Here is an 18007-nt window from a genome sequence, read left to right on the forward strand (position 1 = left end):
TCTCGCGTGCGAGAGGTGTGCGAAGCCGACTACGCCACCAGCTTCGGCGAGCGCGACCCCGGTACGCTCACGTGCCTGACGGACTACGCCCGGCAGGCCGGGTTCGACGGCGAACTGCCGGACGTCCTGCGCGCCGTCGACGCCGCGACGCGGAAGCTGGGCTGGTCCGACCGTGACCAACGGCTGGAGACAGCCCTCGCCTACTACGAAACGACCCATCGCGGCGACGCCGCGACCGTACCCGCCGTCACCTACCTCGTTCCGGAGCCGGCGTCCGGGACGACGGACTGTGGCGGGCCGAGCTCCCTGAGCGTGTCGTCGGTGGAGCGGTCGAGCGCTCCGTGGGCGAAGGAGTTCGTCGAGCGGCCGGTGTACGACCCGGTCTTCGAGCGGTCGAGCGGGCCGCCGGCCGCGACCACGGCGCCCGAGCTGCTGCGCGGACACCGGTTCGTGCTGACCTTCGGCGTGGGCAGCCGGTGCCGGCTTCCCGTCGGATGATCCACTGTCGGTAGCGCAGGGCGACTCACCACCGCCAAAAGGCGAGTCTTATTCACATTTGACTTCACCCTGCGCGTATGGGAACGGTAAATCCTTGACGCGCTAGTTAACTTGCCGGTAACTATCTAAACGCTGCGCAGCTTTCTCCCTCCCCTCTTGAAACCGCAGGTAGGTGGATACAGATGAAAGCTCTTCACCTTTCCAAGCTCGGCGTCCTGGTCGCGGTCGCGGCCCTCCCGATCGCTCTCGCCGCCCCGGCGCAGGCGGCCACCGCAGTCACCTTCGACTGTCAGGCCGACGCCCCGATCGTCGGGCCGCAACAGGTGTCGCTGAACCAGGACACCGAGGTCACCGCGCCCGCCACGGTCGCGCCCGGTGGGGCGTTCGACGTCGTCATCGATCCCGCGCCGAACACCGTGCCGAGCGAGGTGAGCGGGAACAAGGTCAAGAACATCAACACCTTCGCGCTGAAGTTCCCGGTCCCGGCCAACTCCACGTACGTCGGCGCGGACCTGACCGGGGGCTCCGGGCTCGGCAGCACCGCGCCCACCATCGCGGTCGCGAACGGCGTCGCGACCCTGAGCTTCCCCGGCCCGATCGCCGGCGGCGCCACCTTCGAGCTGCCGACCATCACCGCCCACCTGACCGCGGGCCAGTCGGGCACGATCGAGACGAAGCTGTCCGGCACCAGCTACAGCGACCCGGGCCTGACGTTCAAGGCGGTGGCGAGCACGATCATCGGCGACCTCACCGCCCCGACGGCGTGCTTCCCCAACCCCAGCCCGGTCTTCACCACGACGACCATCGGCTGACCGCCGGGCCACCCCGCGGGTGAGATCCCGCGGGGTGGCCCGCGTAACACCGGCCGCGCGCCGCGGATGTGCAAGGGTGTCGGTCATGGCTGACGAACTGGTGCACTACGACGTGGTGGGCGGCACCGCCACGATCACCCTGGACTCCCCGCACAACCGCAACGCGCTCTCGGCCCAGCTCCGCCGCGAGCTCTCGGACTCGCTGGCCAAGGCGGCGGGCGACGACGCCGTGCGCGTGATCGTGCTGACCCACACGGGTCCGGTGTTCTGCGCCGGGATGGACCTCAAGGAGGCCCGCGGCGCCGGCGCGGGCGACCAGGGCGTGAACGAGTTCCCGAAGATCCTCGAGCAGCTGTGGACGAGCCCGAAGCCCGTCGTCGCGCGCCTGGCCGGCCCCGCGCGAGCCGGTGGCATCGGCATGGTCGCCGCGTGCGACATCGCCGTCGCCGTGCCGGAAGCGACGTTCGCCTTCTCGGAGGTCCGCATCGGCGTGGTCCCGGCCGTGATCTCCCTGACGGTCCTGCCGCGGCTGAACGCGCGCGCGGCGCACGAGCTGTTCCTGACCGGCGACACCTTCGACGCCCGCCGCGCGGTCGAGATCGGCCTGCTGAACTCGGCGACGTCCGACTTGGACGCCGAAGTCACGCGGTTCGTGAAGGCGCTGGCGGCGGGCGGCCCCAAGGCACTCGCCGAGACGAAGGCGCTGCTGAGCCGCCCCCGCCCGGCCACGCCGTCGGAGGGCTTCGAGGAAATGCTGGGGCTGTCGGCCAAGTTCTTCGCGAGCGAGGAAGGCCAGGAGGGCATCCTCGCCTTCGCCCAGAAGCGCAAGCCGAACTGGGTACCGCAGGACTAGCCGGTGGCGACGGCCCGCTCGCGCGGAACCAGCGCGAGCAGGCCCGTCACCCCGCCGCACACCGCGGCGACCACGTACACCGGCGTCAAACCCCCGGCCTGGTAAGCGATCCCGAGCACCGCGACCCCCAGCGTCTGTCCGAACTGGCGGGTCGTCGTGAGGATCCCCGCGGCCATCCCGGCCCGTCCCGGCGGCGCCGCGGCCGTGATCGCCGCTCCTGTTGCCGGGCCCGCGATCCCCACGCCCACGCCGGTCACCGCCAAGCCGAGCCGGATCCCGGCGACCAGCAGCACCAGGCAGCCGAGCGCGCCCAGCAGCACCCCGGCCCCCAGCAGGACCCGCGGCGGGAACCGGTGCAGGACCTTGCCCAGGAACGTCGAGGTCAGGAACGACGCCACGGCCAGTGGCGCCATCGCGAGCCCGGCCTCGACCGGCGAATGCGAACGGCTCAGCCACAACGACACGTACACCAGTGCCGCGAAGGTCAGCGTCGACGCCGCCGCGCACGCGACCAGCGCCGTGAACCGGCCGTCGCGGAAAAACCCCAGCTCCAGCAACGGTTCCGCCCGGCGCCGTTCCACGATCACGAACCCCGCCAAGGCGACCGCCGAAACCACCAGTGCGACCGGTTCCGAAGTCAACCCGTGCACCAGGCTCGCGGCGAACACCGCGAACCACACCGCGCCCGCGACGTCGAACCGGCCACGCCGGGCCGGGGTGGCCGGCCGCAACGCCACCGCCGCGAGCACCGCGGTGAGCAACGCCGGCGGCACGTTGACGAAGAAGATCGCCGCCCAGCCGAAGTACTCCGTCAGCACGCCGCCCACCACCGGACCCGCCGCCGCGCCGAGCCCGTTCACCGCGAAGAACACGCTGATCGCCGTCCCCCGCGCCCGCCCGTCGTAGCACGCGGCCAGCACCGCGAACCCCGTCACCGCCAGCGCCGCGCCGCCGACCGCCTGCACCCCGCGGGCCGCGATCAACGTCCCGATGTCCCCGGCGAACCCGCAGGCCAGGGACGCCAGCCCGAACACCGCCACCCCGGCGAGGAACACCCGCCGCAGACCCCAGCGGTCCGCGAGCGAACCCACCGCGAGCATCAGCACCGCCAGGACGAGCGTGTAGACGTCCGGCACCCACTGCAGCTGCTCGACCGACGCCGACAGGTCGGCGCCGATCCGGGGCAGCGCCACCGTCACGACGGTGGTGTCCAGCAGGAACAGGAACGACCCGGCACAGACCGCGACGAGCGGCCACCACTTGCGCATCGAAACTCCCTTCGTGTGCCCCGAAGGGTGTGGTCACGGCGCCGATCGCTACCAGACAAATCGACAAATCCGCCGGATACCGTCATGAGCTACCGTCGACGCATGGAAACCGTCACGCTCGACGACGTCGACCGCGGCCTGGTCCACGCCCTGCAGCTCGACGGCCGGGCGCCGATGCGCACCCTCGGACAGGTGCTCGGCGTCTCGGAGAACACCGTCGCCCGGCGCTACCAGCGGCTGCGGACCGCCGGCGTCCTGCGCGTCACGGGCGCGGTCAACGGCGGCGAAGTCGGTTACACGAGCTGGACCCTGCGCCTGCGCACGACCCCGGACGCCGGGGCCGCCGTCGCGGACGCACTCGCCGACCGCCCCGACGTTTCGTGGGTGCACCTGCTCTCCGGCGGCACCGAGATCTCCTGCACCGTGCACGCACCCGGCTCGGCCGGGCGGGACGACCTCCTGCTGCGCAAGCTGCCGCGCGCGAACCGCGTCACCGCTGTTTCGGCGCACGAACTGCTGCACACGTTCGCACTCCCGGACGGGTGGGGCGGCCTGCACTGCCTGTCCCCCGGCCAGATCAAGCGACTGCGGCCGCCGCCACCCGAAGGCGCCGGTGTTCCGCCGGAGCCGGCGGACCGGCCCCTGCTCGACGCCCTCGCCCACGACGGGCGCGCGAGCTACACGACCCTGGCGAAGGTCACCGGCTGGGCCGACTCGACGGTGCGGCGCCGGATGGAGGTGCTGCGGCGCCACGGCACGCTGACCTACCACCTCGACCTCTCGCCGGCCGGGCTCGGCTTCCACTCCGAGACGCGGCTGTGGCTGACGGTGTCACCGGCGCACCTGGCCGAGGCGGGTGCGGCGCTGGCGAGTCACCCGGAGACGTCGTTCGCCGTCGCGACGACCGGCGGCACGAACCTCACGGCGATGGTGAACTGCCGCGACGCGCGCGACTTCTACCGCTACCTCACCGACCGCGTCGCCGGGATCCGCGGGGTGCAGACGCTCGAAAGCGCACCCGTGATCCGGACCGTCAAGCGCCTCAGGCGTCCGGCAGCACGACCGTGAGCCGCCACGAACCGGCGCTGCGGCCGCTCGGCCCGAGCGCGCGCTGCGCGTCGGAAAGCACGCTGCGGATCGCCAGGTACGTCTTGGGTTCGGCCGTGCGCAACGCTTCCGAGCCCGGCCAGATCAGCACGTGCTCCCCCGGCGGCAGCCAGGAGAGGTCGGTCAGGCAGTCGTACAGCGCGTCGAGGTTGTGGCCGAAGTAGTCCGGAAAGGACAGTGCCTCGGCGAACGCCGTCAGCGTGCTCGCCTTGTCCACGGTCGCCCGCGAATTCACGAGGTGCGGGTACGCGCCCCTCGCGAAGGCCGCCTCCGCGGCGGCCTTCGCCTGCTCCGAGGCGCTCATCGGGCCGGGTCCACGACGACGAACGACGCGTAGTGGTCGCCGGTGTAGTACAGCTCGTGCGCCTGCCCGGTGATCAGCCGCCGCGCGCCGCGGTCGGCGCTGCCCGGGGTCTTCACGGTGTACTCGTGGTAGTAGCCGGACTTCTTGCCGGGCAAGCGCTTCTCGCGGTTTTCGAACACGACGTCGTCGTTGCGCGGGTACGGGTACGGCCCGCCCTTTTCGATCAGCTTCCACGTGTCGGACGCCTGTGGCGGCAGCGTCGAGAGGCCCTTGAGGGGCAGCCCGGAGTCCGCGCCCGGCACGGCCGCGCCGCCCTTGGCCGGCGCGCTCGCCGAGGGGCTGGGTGAGGGTGCCGCCGGGGAGCCGTCGCTGACGACGTCCTTGACCAGCCAGCCCCCCAGCACCAGCACGAGGAGCCCGATCAGCGCGGCGGTGATCCGCCTTCGGTTGAACATGGTGCGCCAGCCTAGGACGGGGTGTCGGAGCGGTCGTCGTCACGCCCCGGAGCGAGCCTGCGGGCGAAGAGCCCGACGAGCTTGTCGAGCACCCACGCGGCGGCCAGGCACAGCGGTACGACGACCACCATGACCAGCACGAACTGGACCGGGAACCACGCCTGGGCGAGCCACAGCTCGACCCCGTCCCACCAGTCGGCAAGCCCGTTGAACACGGTGTGAGCCTACGCGCGCCCTGCTGCCCCCGCGCTCCCGGGGAGGTACGTTGCCACTCATGTTCGCCGTGTACGCGCAGGAACCCAACGCCGAAAGCCCGCTGGACTCGCTCGTCGTGGGCGAGCGCCCCGAACCCGACGTGCCGGAGGGCTGGGTCCGCGTGCACGTCAAGGCGGCCAGCCTCAACATGCACGACCTCTGGACGCTCCGCGGCGTCGGCATCAAGCCCGAGCAGTTCCCGATGATCCTCGGCTGCGACGGCGCGGGGACCCTCGACGACGGCTCCGAGGTCGTCGTCCACGCCGTGATCAACGCGCCGGGCTGGCAGGGCGACGACACCCTCGACCCGAAGCGGAGCCTGCTCACCGAGAAGCACCAGGGCACGTTCGCCGACCACGTGATCGTGCCGGCGCGCAACGTCGTGCCGAAGCCGGCCGCGCTGAGCTTCGCCGAGGCCTCCGTCATGGGCACGGCGTGGCTGACCGCCTACCGGATGCTCTTCGTGAAGTCCGGGCTGCGGCCGGGCCAGACGATGCTGGTGCAGGGTGCCTCCGGCGGCGTCTCGACGGCGCTGGTGCAGCTCGGCCGCGCGGCCGGGTTGCGGGTCTGGGTGACCGGCCGGTCCGAGGAGAAGCGCGCGCTCGCCTCGAGCCTCGGCGCGCACCAGACGTTCGAATCGGGCGCGCGGCTGCCCGAGCGCGTCGACGCCGTGTTCGAGACCGTCGGCAAGGCAACCTGGTCGCATTCGGTCAAATCCCTCAAGCCGGGCGGCATCATCGTGGTGTCCGGGTCGACCAGCGGCGCGGACGCGGGCGCGGAGCTGCAGCGCGTCTTCTTCCTCCAGCTGCGCGTCGCCGGCTCGACCATGGGCACCCGCGACGAGCTCGCGGACCTGCTCGCCTACCTCGACCTGACCGGGGTGCGGCCGCAGATCGGTGCCGAACTGCCCTTCACCGAGGCCCCTAAGGGGTTCCGGGCGATGCTCGACGGCGAGACCGCCGGCAAGATCGTCTTCACTCGCTAGACCCCCGCTGAGCTGGGCGGATCGGCTTGTTCCGCCCAGCTCGGCATCTCGTGAATCCCTAACGTACTCAGTTCGAGACCCGGTCGTTAGCACCTTAATTCGACCAAAACCCAATGGTCGCAAGGTAATCTCGGGGTATGACCGCGACGAAGCGGCCCGCCTCGGCTGGACCGGGCGGCCGGTCCAGCAGCGACCCGGACCCGATCCGGGTCTCCTTCCGGCGCTACGCCGGTGTCCGCACCCGCGTCCTGGAGGTCGGCGAAGCCGCTCCGGACCCGGAACTCCCCCGTCGTTCCCTGCGTCGCCGCGCGGCCACGCCGCACGTCAAGCCCGCGGCACCGAGGCTGGTGCTGCTGCACGGCTACTGCGACAGCGCCGACACGTGGCGCCCCGCCCTGGAGCAGCTCGCGGCCGCCGGGATCCCGGCGGTCGCGGTGGATCTGCCCGGGTTCGGCGACGCGCAGCCGCTGCGACCCGGCCCGATGCTGCCCCAGCTCGACGCGTTCACCACCGCCGTCGTGCGCGAACAAGCCGTGCTCGGCTCGGTCGTGCTGGCCGGGAACTCCCTCGGCGGCACGATGAGCCTTCGCGCGGCTCAAAACAGTCGTCTTCCGATCTCCGGCGTCGTCTCGATCGCCGCGCCCGGGTTCGTCGACTCGTGGCTGATCCGCGCGGTGGCCCGCTATCCGCTGCCGCTGCGGCTGTATTCGGCGCTGCCGGTTCCCGTGCCGGGTTTCCTGGTGCGCAAGGTCGCCGAGCAGGTCGTCCCGCGGCTGCTGTACGCCGACTCCAGCGTCGCCGACGCCGTGCAGGTGCAGCGCTTCACCGCGCTGTTCCCCGACTACCGCTCGACCAAGAGCCGCCTCGAGCAGGCCCGGCAGCTGGTCGCGGAACTCGCCGACGCCTACCGGCTCGAGTCGGTGAAGGTGCCGCTGCTGGTCGTCGCGTGCGGCAAGGACAAGCTCGTCACCGCGGCGTCCGGGCGGCAGCTGCACACGCTGGTGCCGCACAGCCGGCTGCTCGTCCGCGAGGACTGGGGGCACTGCCCGCAGCTGGACGACCCGGTGGAGATCGCCGAGCTGCTCGGCTACTTCGCGGCGAGCGCGGTCCGGACCACCCAGGCCAAGCGCGCCGCGGCGACGGCGGCCGTGAGCGAGGACACCGCGGCGGGCTGAGCGGCTCACACTGTCTTCACAGCGGGATCGCGGTAGGTTCCGGCCTTGGGTCCGTGATCCGGGCCCGTCCACCGCGACGTTCGGGAGTCGATGATGTCCTCTCCAGTGGGTGCCGGCTCCGGCATCTTCCGGCGCAAGCCGATCGACCAGATCCAGGACACTTCGGATAGTGGTGGCCTGAAACGCACTTTGGGTCTGTGGCAGCTGACCGCCATCGGCATCGGCGGCATCATCGGCGCCGGGATCTTCGCCCTCGCCGGCAGCGTCGCGCACGGCGACGACTCGGCGGGCATCCCGGGCGTCGGCCCGGCCGTGCTGATCTCGTTCCTCATCGCCGGTGTCGCGAGCGCCGCGGCGGCGTTCTCCTACGCGGAGTTCGCGGGCCTGATCCCGAAGGCCGGTTCGGCCTACACCTACGGCTACGCGGTGCTCGGCGAGGTCGTCGGCTGGTTCATCGGCTGGGACCTGCTGCTGGAGTACACCGCGATCGTGTCGGTCGTGGCGATCGGCATCTCCGGCTACTTCAGCTTCCTGCTCGGCCAGCTCGGCCTCGACCTGCCCGCGTGGATGCTCGGCGCGCCCGGCACCGGGCCGGGCCACAAGGTCGACCTGTTCGCCGCGCTGCTGTGCCTGCTGATCGCGTACCTGCTCAACCGCGGCATCCGCAGCGCCGCCCGGTTCGAGACGGCGATGGTCGGGATCAAGGTCCTGATCGTGCTGGTGGTCATCCTGGTCGGCTTCTTCTACGTCAAGACCGGCAACTACACGCCGTTCGCCCCGGCCGGCTTCGGCGGCGCGGTGACCGGCGCGGCGACAGTGTTCTTCGCGGTCTTCGGTTATGACGCCATGAGCACCGCCGCGGAGGAGTCGAAGGACGCGCAACGGCACATGCCGAAGGCGATCCTCTACTCGCTGGCCATCTCGATGGTCCTGTACGTGCTGGCCTGCCTGGTGCTGACCGGCATGCAGAAGTACACCGAAATCGACCCGAAGAGCGGCTTCTCGACGGCGTTCAAGTCGGTCGGGCTGTCCGGGCTGGCCACGGTGATCGCGATCGGCGCCATCATCGGCATCCTCACCGTGCTGTTCACGTTCCTGATGGGCGCCACCCGCGTCGGCTACTCGATGAGCCGCGACGGCCTGCTCCCGGCGTGGTTCGGCAAGACGAACGTCAAGCGCCAGGTGCCGAGCCGGATGACGTGGATCCTCGGCGGCGCGTCCGCGATCATCGCCGGCGTGCTCCCGATCGGCGAGGCCGCGGAGCTGACGAACATCGGCATCCTGCTCGCGTTCGTCGTGGTCTGCGTCGCGGTGATCGTGCTGCGCTACAAGCAGCCGGACCTGCCGCGGACGTTCAAGACGCCGGGCATGCCGGTGGTCCCCGCGATCGGCGTCGTGTTCTCGATCTGGCTGATCACGTTCCTGCAGCCGGCCACCTGGATCCGGTTCGGCGTCTGGTTCGTCATCGGCCTGGTGATCTACTTCCTCTACAGCCGGCGGCACTCGCTCCTGAACCGCGCTCCCGGCTCTGCCGAAGAGCGCGGCTAGCGGATCCGGTCGAGGCGGGCGGCGGCGGCGCGCGCCTCGACCTTCAGCCGCTCGAGGATGACGGCGGCCGAGGCGTCGTAGGCGAGCGGATACGTCTGGCCCGCCCACAGCGAGATCGCCTCCGGGTCACCGGCTTTCGCCGAGGCCTTGCGCACCGGGCCCGCGAGGTGGTTGAGCTGCGGGTACGCCGCGGGCGCGCCCTCGGAGAGCGCGTCCATGAACTTGTTGACCAGCCCGCGCGCCGGGCGTCCGCTGAAGGCGCGGGTGAACGCCGTTTCGCGCTCGGCGAGCGCGAGGGCCTTGCGGTGCGCCTCGGAGGTCCCGGCTTCGTCCGCCCGCAGGAAGATCGTGCCCAGCTGGGCGGCGACGGCCCCGGCGGCGAGCACGGCCGCGACGTCCGCGCCGTGCACGAGGCCGCCGGCGGCGATCAGCGGCAGCTCGACCCGGGCGGCGACCAGGCGCAGCAGCGCGAGGACGCCGTATTCGGCGCCGCCGCCGGGCAGGTGGGCGTCGTCGGTGAAGAGACTCCGGTGCCCGCCCGCTTCGAAGCCCTGGACGACGAGCGCGTCAGCGCCGAGGTCCGCGGCCCGTTGCGCGGCTTCGGGGGTGGTCACGGTGACGACGACCGCGCTGCCGGCCTCCTTGAGGCGCACGACGTCCGACGGCGAGGGCGGGCCGAAGGTGAACGACACCACGGGGACCCGCTTCTCGAGCACGACGTCCAGCTTCGCGGCGTAGTTGTCGTCGTCCCACTTCGGTTCGCCGAGCTCGACGTCGTACTCGCGGGCGAAGGCTTCGAGCCGGTCTCGGTACGCGGAGACGTCGACGCCGGTGTCCGGCTGCGGGACGAAGAGGTTGACGCCGAATCCGCCGTCGGTGAGCTCCCGCGTCCGGTCGATCTGCGTGGCGAGCGCCGCGGGCGTGAGCATGCCGGCGCTGAGGAAGCCGAAGCCACCGGCCTCGGTCACCGCGGCGACCAGCTCCGGGGTGGTGGGCCCGCCCGCCATCGGCGCGGCGACGACCGGGAACGTCAGCTCGTCGAACATGGTCCTGAGCGTAGTACTCAGGCGGGCAGCACCATCGTGTAGAGCTTCGTGACGAGGCCGTCCTCGACGAGCGCGACGTCGATCCCCCGGACGACGGGCGGTGCCCCCTCCGGGCCGAACGCCCAAGCGAGGTGACCCAGGTCGTGGTTGACCAGAACCGGGCCGTCCGGCACGAACACGAACCCCGGGGACTGGTCCAGGAGCCCCTTCGCCTTGGCGTTCAGCTCGTCGTGCCCGGTCGCGACGCCTTCGGGATCGGCGAACTCGACGTCGGTCGCGTACGTCGCCGCGATCGCCTTAGCGCGCCGGTCGTCGTCGCGCTCGTTGAAGACCTCGAGCAGGTTCGCCCGCATCAGTTCGGCCACCGTCGCCATGTCGTACCTCCTGGGTTCGGCGCCATATTACGTGACATGTCACGCAACTGTCAGGGGTGGTCGTCCGGCCGCGGCAGGCTGCCGTGCTCGACGAGCGCGTCGTAGACCCGTTCCAGCAGCGCCGCCAGCTGGGGTTTTTCCCCTGGCCCCAGCGCGTCCAGGAACGCCTTGCGCACGAACTCGACGTGGTCCGGCGCGGCCTCGCGCAACGCCGTCCAGCCGGCCTCGGACAGCACCACCTCGGTGGCGCGCCGGTCTTCGGGACTCACGCCGGTCGCGACCAGGCCGCGTTCACGCATCCGCTTGAGGTGGTGCGAGAGCCGGCTGCGCTCCCAGCCGATGCGGATCGCCAGGTCCGTGACCCGCATCCGGCCGCCGGACTCGCTCGTCAGGGCGACCAGTACGTGGTAGTCGGCGAGCGACAGGCCGCTGTCGGCCCGCAACTGGCGGTTCAGCTCGTACTCCAGGCGGAGGTGCACTTTCATGTACGCGTACCAGGCGGCCGTTTCGGCGGGCGAAAGCAGCGCGAACGGCGAGCCCGGCGCGAACTCCTGCGGCATCGCGCGAGCTTAACCACCCAGTTTGGTCTAGACCATCGTCGGCGGAAATGCGACGATCCGGGCAGGTGCGACGGCGAGGTCGCGCCCTTCCCGCCAGGAGGTCCCCGGTGAAGCAGTCCTACGCGCGGCGGCTCGGCCGCGCACTCGCCGTGCTGGCCCTGGTCGGCGCCGGTACGACAGCCGCCCACCTCACGCCGGCCGCGGCGGCCACGCCGGCGTTGCAGTCGATCGTGCCGGTGCCGGTCTCGGTGACCCCGGCCGCCGGCGTCACGTTCCCGCTGGTCGCGACGACGAAGATCGTCACCGAGGCCGGGTCGGCGCCGGCCAAACAGGTCGGCGACTACCTCGCCGGCGTCCTGCGGCCCTCGACCGGGTTCGCGCTGCCGGTGTCCGACGCCCCGGCGTCCGTGCCGGCCGACAGCGTGGCGCTGCTGCTCAGCGGCGCACCCGCGTCCGTCGGCGCGCAGGGCTACCAGCTGGTGTCGACGGCGTCCTCGGTGACCGTGCGCGCCCAGACGGCCGACGGGTTGTTCGCCGGCGTCCAGACGCTGCGGCAGATGCTGCCCGGGAGCGTCGAAAGCCCGACCGCGCAGCCAGGGCCGTGGAGCGTCCCGGGCGCGACGATCGTGGACTACCCGCGGTTCGGCTACCGCGGCGCGATGCTCGACGTCGCCCGGCACTTCCACCCGGTGTCGACGGTCAAGCGGTACCTCGACGAACTCGCCCAGTACAAGATCAACAACCTGCACCTGCACCTGGCCGACGACCAGGGCTGGCGCATCCAGATCGACAGCTGGCCCCGCCTGACGACCTACGGCGGCAGCACCCAGGTCGGCGGCGGCGCGGGCGGCTACTACACGAAGGCGCAGTACACGGACATCGTGAACTACGCGGCTTCGCGGCACATCACGGTGATCCCGGAGATCGACATGCCGGGGCACGTGAACGCGGCGCTGGCGTCGTACGCGGAGCTGAACTGCAACGGCGTGGCGCCGGCGCTGCGCACGGACACCGCGGTCGGCTACAGCTCGCTGTGCATCTCGAAGGACATCACGTACACGTTCATCGCGGACGTCCTGCGCGAGCTGGCGGCGTTGACCCCGGGCCCGTACCTGCACATCGGCGGCGACGAAGCATCGGCGACTCCCCAGGCCGACTACGTGACGTTCGTGAACAAGGTGCTGCCCCTGGTGGCGGCGACGGGCAAGTCGGTGGTGGGCTGGCACGACATCGCGAAGGCCGCGTTGCCCGCTTCGGCGACCCCGCAGTTCTGGGGGACGACGACGTCGGATTCCGGCGTGTCGACGGCGGTTTCCCGCGGCAGCAAGGTGATCATGTCGCCGGCGAACAAGGCTTACGTGGACCAGAAGTACAACAGCTCGACGCCGATCGGCCTGTCGTGGGCGGGCTACATCGAGGTCCAGGACGCGTACGGCTGGAACCCCGGCGCGTACCTGTCGGGCGTCGGCGAGTCGGCGGTCCGCGGGGTGGAATCGCCGCTGTGGACGGAAACCGTCGTGACACCGTCGGACATCGAGTACCTGGCGTTCCCCCGGCTGGCGGCGCACGCGGAGCTGGGCTGGTCCCCGTGGTCGACGCACGACTGGACGGCGTTCCGCACCCGGCTCGGCGCGCAGGCCCCGCGGTGGGTGGCCCAGGGGATCAACTTCTACCGGTCGTCCCAGGTCGCTTGGGACACCGGCGGGACGTCGAACCCGGGGACGTGCGCGGACCCGGCGTGGAGCGCCTCGCAGGTGTACACCGGCGGGAACGTGGTGTCCCACAACGGGCACAAGTGGACGGCGAAGTGGTGGACGCAGGGCGAGGAGCCGGGGACGACGGGCCAGTGGGGAGCCTGGACCGACAACGGCGCCTGCTGAGGTGAGAGGTTCGGGCGGGCCGGCTGGTGCCGGCCCGCCCGGTTCACGCCGGGGCTAGACGAGTCCTCCCGTTCCCGTGGTCCAGAGCGCGCCCACGGCCCCGTAGACGACGCCGTTGCCGTCGCTCTGCAAGGTGAACGCGAAAGTTCCGGATCCGGTGCGGTTGGACGACCACAGCGCACCCTGGCTGCCGGTGCCGTACAGCACCAGGTTCGCATCGGCCTGCATCAGCAGGGAATGCGCCGATTTCCCGGCCGTCCCGGAGGCCCACAGGACGCGGTAACCCGGCGAGTAGAGCACCAGGTTCCCGTCGCTCTGCAGCGCGAGGCGGTAGCGACCGTCGGAAGAACGCAGGAACTGCCCCGGGAACAGCCTCTCGTCGGTCGCAAGCCGCTCCGTGGACGTCGTCATCAGTCCCGCGGATCCGCTCGCGGTCCCCGTGCTCCAGCTCGCACCGTTCCCGGCGTAGAGGACGGTGTTGCCGTCATCTTGAAGCCGCAGTGTCGAGCTGCCCCGGCCGGCGGTGTTGCTCGCCCACAGCGCACCCTGGCCGCCGGTGCCGTACAGCACCAGGTTTCCGTCGCCCTGCACGAGCAGCGAGTGCACCGACCGGCCGGCCGTGGCGCTGGACCAGAGCGCGCGGTAACCCGGTCCGTACAACACCAGGTTGCCGTCCCCCTGCAGGATCAGCACATGCCGGCCGTCGGTTGAGGTGAGGTACTGGTTCGGGTACAGCCGCTGCTCGGGCCCGAGGGAGTCGCGGCCGAGGTACTCGCTGGTTCCGACGCTGCCGCCACCTGCCGACGCGGTGATGTCCTTGGCGTGGATGAAGTGGAAGGAGGAGGCCGGGACCGTCCGCTCCCCGTAGGCTCCCTGGAAGTTCTGGTTGTACTCCTCGACGGTGATGGTCCCGTCACCGTTCACCGCTTCCACCCAGGCGACGTGACCGGCCGACTCGGCGATCGCACCGACCGCCGGAGAGCTGTTCACCGCGTAGCCCCGCTGCGCGAACCACATGCCCCAGGCGCCGGCGTTCCCGATGGCCCGCGGCATTTCGTAGCCGTTCCGCGCGTGCAGGCGCCACGCCACGAAGCTCGTGCACTCCCGGTTGTAGTAGCCCCAGGAATCCAGCAGCGAATCCTGGCCGGCGGCGCCCCACTGAGCGGGGTAGTCGTCCGTCCCCGCGGCCGCGACAGCCGGAAAGCCCAGTGCTGCGGTGATTGCGACGAGCACCACCACGAGCCGGCGCCGGAGAGCTCTGCCCCGGCTGGTTTCCTTGTCCCTCATCAGACTCCTTGCGGTCGTTTCGACCGGGCTGATATCGCCCGGGCACCGGCCGGATGACACAGCCGAGGGCGAAATCAGTCGTTCGGCCGAACCTTCGTTTCCGTCGCCGAGCCCGCGGGTCCGTTGGTGTTGAGCCGAATGGTGGAAGTCCCGCGGTTTCCGTGCGTTCGGGGATCGCTGCGCGACTCAGCCCGCACAAGTTCCGGTTCGGCTCCGGGTACGTCGGGACTCGAGGCACTGAAAGCAGGCACACCATGGCGAAATCCTTCGTTCCGCGCTCGTCGGCACTGCCCCACCGGCTGGCACGAGCCTCGGCGACGGTGATCATGGTTGCGGCGGCACTGCTGATCACCCCGTCCGCCGAAGCGGGGACCGACGACTACCCGGCCACGTGGCGCGCCGCGCCGATGGATTCGGTCTACGACTCGTGGGGCATGGCGAACCGGGAGTGCACGAGTTTCGTGGCGTGGCGCCTGCACGCGCGGAACGGGTTCGAGATGCCGTTCCACGCCGACGCCGCCGGGTGGCAGCTGGGTGCCCAGACACGCAACTACGTCGTGGACGGGAATCCGGCTGTCGGTGCCGTCGCCTGGTGGGCCAGCGGCCACGTCGCCTGGGTCGAGTCGGTTAACCCCGGCGGAACGGTGACCATCGAGGAGTACAACCACTCCCTCAATGGGACGTATGGCGAGCGGACCATCGCCGCGAACTCCGTCAGCGGCTACATCCACTTCAAGGACATCGTCCCGCCCCCGGCCGGCGCGCCCCCTCACGAATCGATTCAGCCGGCCGCGCAGACCACGAACGGCGGGTTCGTCGCGTTCGCCCGGGGTACCGACCAGCAGCTCTACAACGCTTGGCAATCCGGCCCCGGTTCCAGCTGGACCCCGTTCCAGCCGGTCACCGCAGGAGGCGCCCTGGCCGCACCGCCGGCGATCCACCGCGAGTCCGACGGGCGCTTCTCCGCATACGCGGTCAGCACCGCCGGAGCTCTCCTGACGACCTGGCAGACGGCCGTGGGCAGCGCTTGGCAACCCTGGACGGTGCTCGGTGGTGGCGTGACCGGCGTCCCCGTCGTCGATCGAGCATCGACCGGTGGGCTCGTGGTTTTCGTCCGAGGAACCGACGGGCAGCTCTACAACACCTGGCAGCCGTCACCGGGGTCGACCTGGGTCCCGCTCCAGGTGGTGACCCCCGGCGGCAGCGTCACCGGGGTACCGGCGATCCATCGCGAACCGGACGGGAGGCTGTCCGCCTACGCGATCAACTCGAACGGTGTTCTGATCAGCTCCTGGCAAACGGCGCCGGGGAGCGCCTGGCAGCCCTGGACCGTCATCGCGGGCGGTACCCCATTGTCGGGCAAACCCGCGGTGGACGTCGCGTCGACCGGCGGCCTGGTCTTGCTCGCCCGGGGCACCGATGGGCAGCTCTACAACACCTGGCAGCCGTCACCGGGGTCGACGTGGGTCCCGCTGCAGCTCGTCACGGGTGGCGGCGGCCTCGCCGGTTCTCCCGCGATGCACCGCGAACCCGATGGCAGGTTCTCCGCGTTCGCCGTCAACGCCAACGGTGTCCTGCTCACAACGTGGCAAACGGCGCCCGGCAGCGCCTGGCAGGGTTGGACGGTGATCGGCGGAGGAGGCCTCACACCCACCGGCGTTCCCGATGTCGAGACGGCTTCGACGGGCGGACTCGTCGCCTTCGCGCGCGGTGCGGACGGCCAGCTCTACAACACCTGGCAACCCTCTCCCGGCTCGACCTGGGTTCCGCTGCAACTCGTCACCAACGGCGTGCTCGCCCCCTGACCCGCGCGTATTCCTGCGCGGACGGTCAGCACCAGACTGCAGGCGGTGAAAGCGGAACACCCGGCCTGCTCCACGGGTTAGATTGCGGCATGAGCGTTGATCTGGAGCAGGTGCGCACGCTGTCGCTGCGGGAGAACGGCCTCGCCACCGTCGCCACGACGCGGGGTGATGGCACCGTGCACTCCTCGGTGGTCAACGCCGGGGTGATCGAAGACCCGGTGACCGGCGCTCCGGGCGTCGCCTACGTCGCGGTCGGGCAGGCGCACAAGCTCGCGCTGCTGCGGCGGGCCGGGCACGCCACCGTCACTTTCCGGCGCGGCTGGAACTGGGTGTCGGTCACCGGCGCCACCCACCTGATCGGACCGGACGACCCCGACCCCGCGTTCGACGAGGCAGGCTTGCCGAAGCTCCTGCGCGACGTCTTCAAGGCGGCGACCGGCACGCACGACGACTGGGACGAGTACGACCGCGTGATGGCCGAAGAGCGCCGGGTCGCGGTGTTCGTGACGGCGGACCGGATAATCGGGAATCCCTGACCGAGGAGTCGACCCGTTGCCCGAGTCACCGCGCCGCGTGAGCACGCCGGTCAAGATCCTGATCGGCCTGCTCGTGGTCGTCGACGCCGCGTTCGGGGCAGCGCTGGTGGCCGGCGTGCTGCGCGGCCTGTCACCGTGGCTGATCGGCGGCGCGTACGCGGCATCCGTGCTGATCGCCATCGTCGGGTTCCGCGTGTCCCGGGCGCGCGAGCTGAAGCGCGGCTTCGCGAGCCTGCGCGACCTCACGATCGGCGACGAGGGCCTCCGCCTGCCGGCGGGCACGCTGAGCAGCCGGGTGGTGCCGTGGTCCCAGATAGCGGACGTCTCGGTTCGGCGCTCGGCCCGTTTCGGCGACGGTCACCTGCGCGACGCTCTGTGGCTCGACCTGGTCACGGGAGGGGGCATCGAGAGTTCGGTGCAGCGGTACGCCCCGCGTGGCCGGCTGGAGCCGGCGCCGCCGCAGAGGAGGCAGTTCGAGCAGACGGCGGTGCTGGACCCGGGGTTGTTCGACGCGGTGGTCGAGCGGCTCCGGAAGGAGTTGCGGCACCGGCAGCTGCACGCCCAGCTCCGGGGGACGCCGCGGATCCGCTGACGGGGAACTCAGCCGGGCAGCTGACCTCGATCCCACTGGACCAAACCGGCCGGGCCGCCCCTCAGCGGAGCCGGCCGAGCAGCTCCCTCGGCACGATCCGCACCGGGAACGGCCGCCCGAGCTCGCAGACCTCGTCACCCGCTGCTTTGGCCACCTGCTGGTAGCAGCCGTCTTCGTCCAGTTCGAACACCGTGAGCGCGGGCTCCTCCGGATCGATCACCCAATAGCTGCCGGTCCCGAGCCGCTCGTAGACCGCCTTCTTCGTGTTGAGGTCGTGAATCGCCGTGCTCGGCGACAGCACTTCGACCGCCAGTACCGGGGCCGCCGGAAGATTCTTCGCTGTGAAGTCCTCGGTGCGCCCGACCAGGACGTCCGGCTGCAGTTCGGTCCGGTCGCCGTGGTGCACCGCGAAGGGCGCCCCGACCACGTCCAATTCGGGCGGGCAAGCCGCTTCCAGCACGCCGTACAGGCGGTAGGCGATCTTCTGGTGGCCGAACCCGGGCGCCGGCGTCACGAGCAGCGCTCCGTCGATGAGTTCGTGTCTTCGGCCGTCATCCGGCATCCCCTTCAGGTCGCGCACCGTCATGGGGCCCGACCCGGTCGGATACTGGAAGTCCATCATGAGAGTCATGGTGCCCTCCTTTCGCTCTTCGCACCAGAGCGAACC

The 18007-nt window shown here is 71.0% G+C and carries 20 protein-coding genes; 11 read left to right on the forward strand and 9 right to left on the reverse strand.

Annotated features, from left to right (window positions below):
- Window positions 1-15: 15 nt before the first annotated feature.
- From BLV96_RS28360 to BLV96_RS28370, 3 genes are all read left to right on the forward strand, one after another.
- Window positions 16-498, forward strand: coding sequence for a hypothetical protein (locus tag BLV96_RS28360; protein ID WP_086676863.1), 483 nt, complete (start codon window positions 16-18; stop codon window positions 496-498).
- A gap of 182 nt (window positions 499-680) precedes the next feature.
- The gene (locus BLV96_RS28365) at window positions 681-1310 is read left to right on the forward strand and encodes a cyclase (RefSeq protein WP_086676862.1); all 630 of its coding nucleotides are present in this window, start codon (window positions 681-683) and stop codon (window positions 1308-1310) included.
- Window positions 1311-1395: 85 nt separating this feature from the next.
- Complete coding sequence (locus BLV96_RS28370; RefSeq protein WP_086676877.1) at window positions 1396-2163, forward strand: enoyl-CoA hydratase family protein; 768 nt, start codon at window positions 1396-1398, stop codon at window positions 2161-2163.
- Here the strand turns inward: BLV96_RS28370 and BLV96_RS28375 are convergent.
- Window positions 2160-3431: an MFS transporter gene (locus tag BLV96_RS28375; protein ID WP_086676861.1), complete on the reverse strand. Its 1272-nt coding sequence runs from the start codon at window positions 3429-3431 to the stop codon at window positions 2160-2162. The genes BLV96_RS28370 and BLV96_RS28375 overlap by 4 nt on opposite strands.
- Before the next feature lie 102 nt (window positions 3432-3533).
- Between BLV96_RS28375 and BLV96_RS28380 the strand changes: the two genes are divergently transcribed.
- A complete protein-coding gene (locus BLV96_RS28380) occupies window positions 3534-4499 on the forward strand; it encodes an Lrp/AsnC family transcriptional regulator (protein WP_086676860.1) in 966 nt (321 codons plus the stop codon).
- On the opposite strand, the gene BLV96_RS28385 is transcribed toward BLV96_RS28380, so the two are convergent.
- From BLV96_RS28385 to BLV96_RS28395, 3 genes are read right to left on the reverse strand one after another with little or no spacing between them, the layout of a single operon-like run.
- Entirely contained in the window at window positions 4474-4842 is a 369-nt protein-coding gene (locus BLV96_RS28385) for a barstar family protein (RefSeq protein WP_086676859.1), read from the reverse strand. The two genes, BLV96_RS28380 and BLV96_RS28385, sit on opposite strands and share 26 nt — an antisense overlap.
- Entirely contained in the window at window positions 4839-5297 is a 459-nt protein-coding gene (locus tag BLV96_RS28390) for a guanyl-specific ribonuclease (protein WP_086676858.1), read from the reverse strand. The genes BLV96_RS28385 and BLV96_RS28390 overlap by 4 nt, the downstream gene beginning before the upstream one ends.
- An 11-nt stretch (window positions 5298-5308) precedes the next feature.
- On the reverse strand, window positions 5309-5512 hold the full coding sequence (locus BLV96_RS28395) for a hypothetical protein (protein ID WP_086676857.1): 204 nt from the start codon (window positions 5510-5512) through the stop codon (window positions 5309-5311).
- 59 nt (window positions 5513-5571) lie between these two features.
- Between BLV96_RS28395 and BLV96_RS28400 the strand changes: the two genes are divergently transcribed.
- The 3 genes from BLV96_RS28400 (at window position 5572) to BLV96_RS28410 (ending at window position 9260) form a co-directional block, all read left to right on the forward strand.
- Entirely contained in the window at window positions 5572-6537 is a 966-nt protein-coding gene (locus BLV96_RS28400) for a quinone oxidoreductase family protein (protein WP_086676856.1), read from the forward strand.
- A gap of 137 nt (window positions 6538-6674) precedes the next feature.
- Complete coding sequence (locus tag BLV96_RS28405; RefSeq protein ID WP_091389618.1) at window positions 6675-7712, forward strand: alpha/beta fold hydrolase; 1038 nt, start codon at window positions 6675-6677, stop codon at window positions 7710-7712.
- Between the two features lie 93 nt (window positions 7713-7805).
- On the forward strand, window positions 7806-9260 hold the full coding sequence (locus BLV96_RS28410; RefSeq protein ID WP_167379759.1) for an amino acid permease: 1455 nt from the start codon (window positions 7806-7808) through the stop codon (window positions 9258-9260).
- Here BLV96_RS28410 and BLV96_RS28415 read toward each other — a convergent pair.
- From BLV96_RS28415 to BLV96_RS28425, 3 genes are read right to left on the reverse strand one after another with little or no spacing between them, the layout of a single operon-like run.
- Window positions 9257-10306, reverse strand: a complete 1050-nt coding sequence (locus BLV96_RS28415) for a nitronate monooxygenase (protein WP_086671380.1) — start codon at window positions 10304-10306, stop codon at window positions 9257-9259. The genes BLV96_RS28410 and BLV96_RS28415 overlap by 4 nt on opposite strands.
- A 17-nt stretch (window positions 10307-10323) precedes the next feature.
- Complete coding sequence (locus tag BLV96_RS28420; RefSeq protein ID WP_086671378.1) at window positions 10324-10680, reverse strand: nuclear transport factor 2 family protein; 357 nt, start codon at window positions 10678-10680, stop codon at window positions 10324-10326.
- 50 nt (window positions 10681-10730) lie between these two features.
- Window positions 10731-11240, reverse strand: a complete 510-nt coding sequence (locus BLV96_RS28425) for a MarR family winged helix-turn-helix transcriptional regulator (protein ID WP_086671376.1) — start codon at window positions 11238-11240, stop codon at window positions 10731-10733.
- Window positions 11241-11347: 107 nt separating this feature from the next.
- Here BLV96_RS28425 and BLV96_RS28430 point away from each other — a divergent pair, with 107 nt between their 5' ends.
- The gene (locus tag BLV96_RS28430; protein ID WP_086671374.1) at window positions 11348-13120 is read left to right on the forward strand and encodes a family 20 glycosylhydrolase; all 1773 of its coding nucleotides are present in this window, start codon (window positions 11348-11350) and stop codon (window positions 13118-13120) included.
- 54 nt (window positions 13121-13174) lie between these two features.
- On the opposite strand, the gene BLV96_RS28435 is transcribed toward BLV96_RS28430, so the two are convergent.
- Window positions 13175-14407 carry a CHAP domain-containing protein gene (locus tag BLV96_RS28435; RefSeq protein WP_091389620.1) on the reverse strand — a complete coding sequence of 411 codons (1233 nt, stop codon included), beginning with the start codon at window positions 14405-14407 and terminating at the stop codon, window positions 13175-13177.
- 254 nt (window positions 14408-14661) lie between these two features.
- Between BLV96_RS28435 and BLV96_RS28440 the strand changes: the two genes are divergently transcribed.
- The 3 genes from BLV96_RS28440 (at window position 14662) to BLV96_RS28450 (ending at window position 17340) form a co-directional block, all read left to right on the forward strand.
- Window positions 14662-16212 carry a DUF8189 domain-containing protein gene (locus tag BLV96_RS28440; protein ID WP_167379760.1) on the forward strand — a complete coding sequence of 517 codons (1551 nt, stop codon included), beginning with the start codon at window positions 14662-14664 and terminating at the stop codon, window positions 16210-16212.
- Window positions 16213-16301: 89 nt separating this feature from the next.
- A complete protein-coding gene (locus tag BLV96_RS28445; protein ID WP_086678394.1) occupies window positions 16302-16748 on the forward strand; it encodes a pyridoxamine 5'-phosphate oxidase family protein in 447 nt (148 codons plus the stop codon).
- A gap of 16 nt (window positions 16749-16764) precedes the next feature.
- Window positions 16765-17340 carry a PH domain-containing protein gene (locus BLV96_RS28450; RefSeq protein ID WP_086678395.1) on the forward strand — a complete coding sequence of 192 codons (576 nt, stop codon included), beginning with the start codon at window positions 16765-16767 and terminating at the stop codon, window positions 17338-17340.
- Between the two features lie 61 nt (window positions 17341-17401).
- Here BLV96_RS28450 and BLV96_RS28455 read toward each other — a convergent pair whose 3' ends face one another.
- Complete coding sequence (locus BLV96_RS28455; RefSeq protein WP_086678396.1) at window positions 17402-17971, reverse strand: Uma2 family endonuclease; 570 nt, start codon at window positions 17969-17971, stop codon at window positions 17402-17404.
- Window positions 17972-18007 lie beyond the last annotated feature (36 nt).

The organism is Amycolatopsis pretoriensis (assembly GCF_900107925.1).
Classification (GTDB): domain Bacteria; phylum Actinomycetota; class Actinomycetes; order Mycobacteriales; family Pseudonocardiaceae; genus Amycolatopsis; species Amycolatopsis pretoriensis.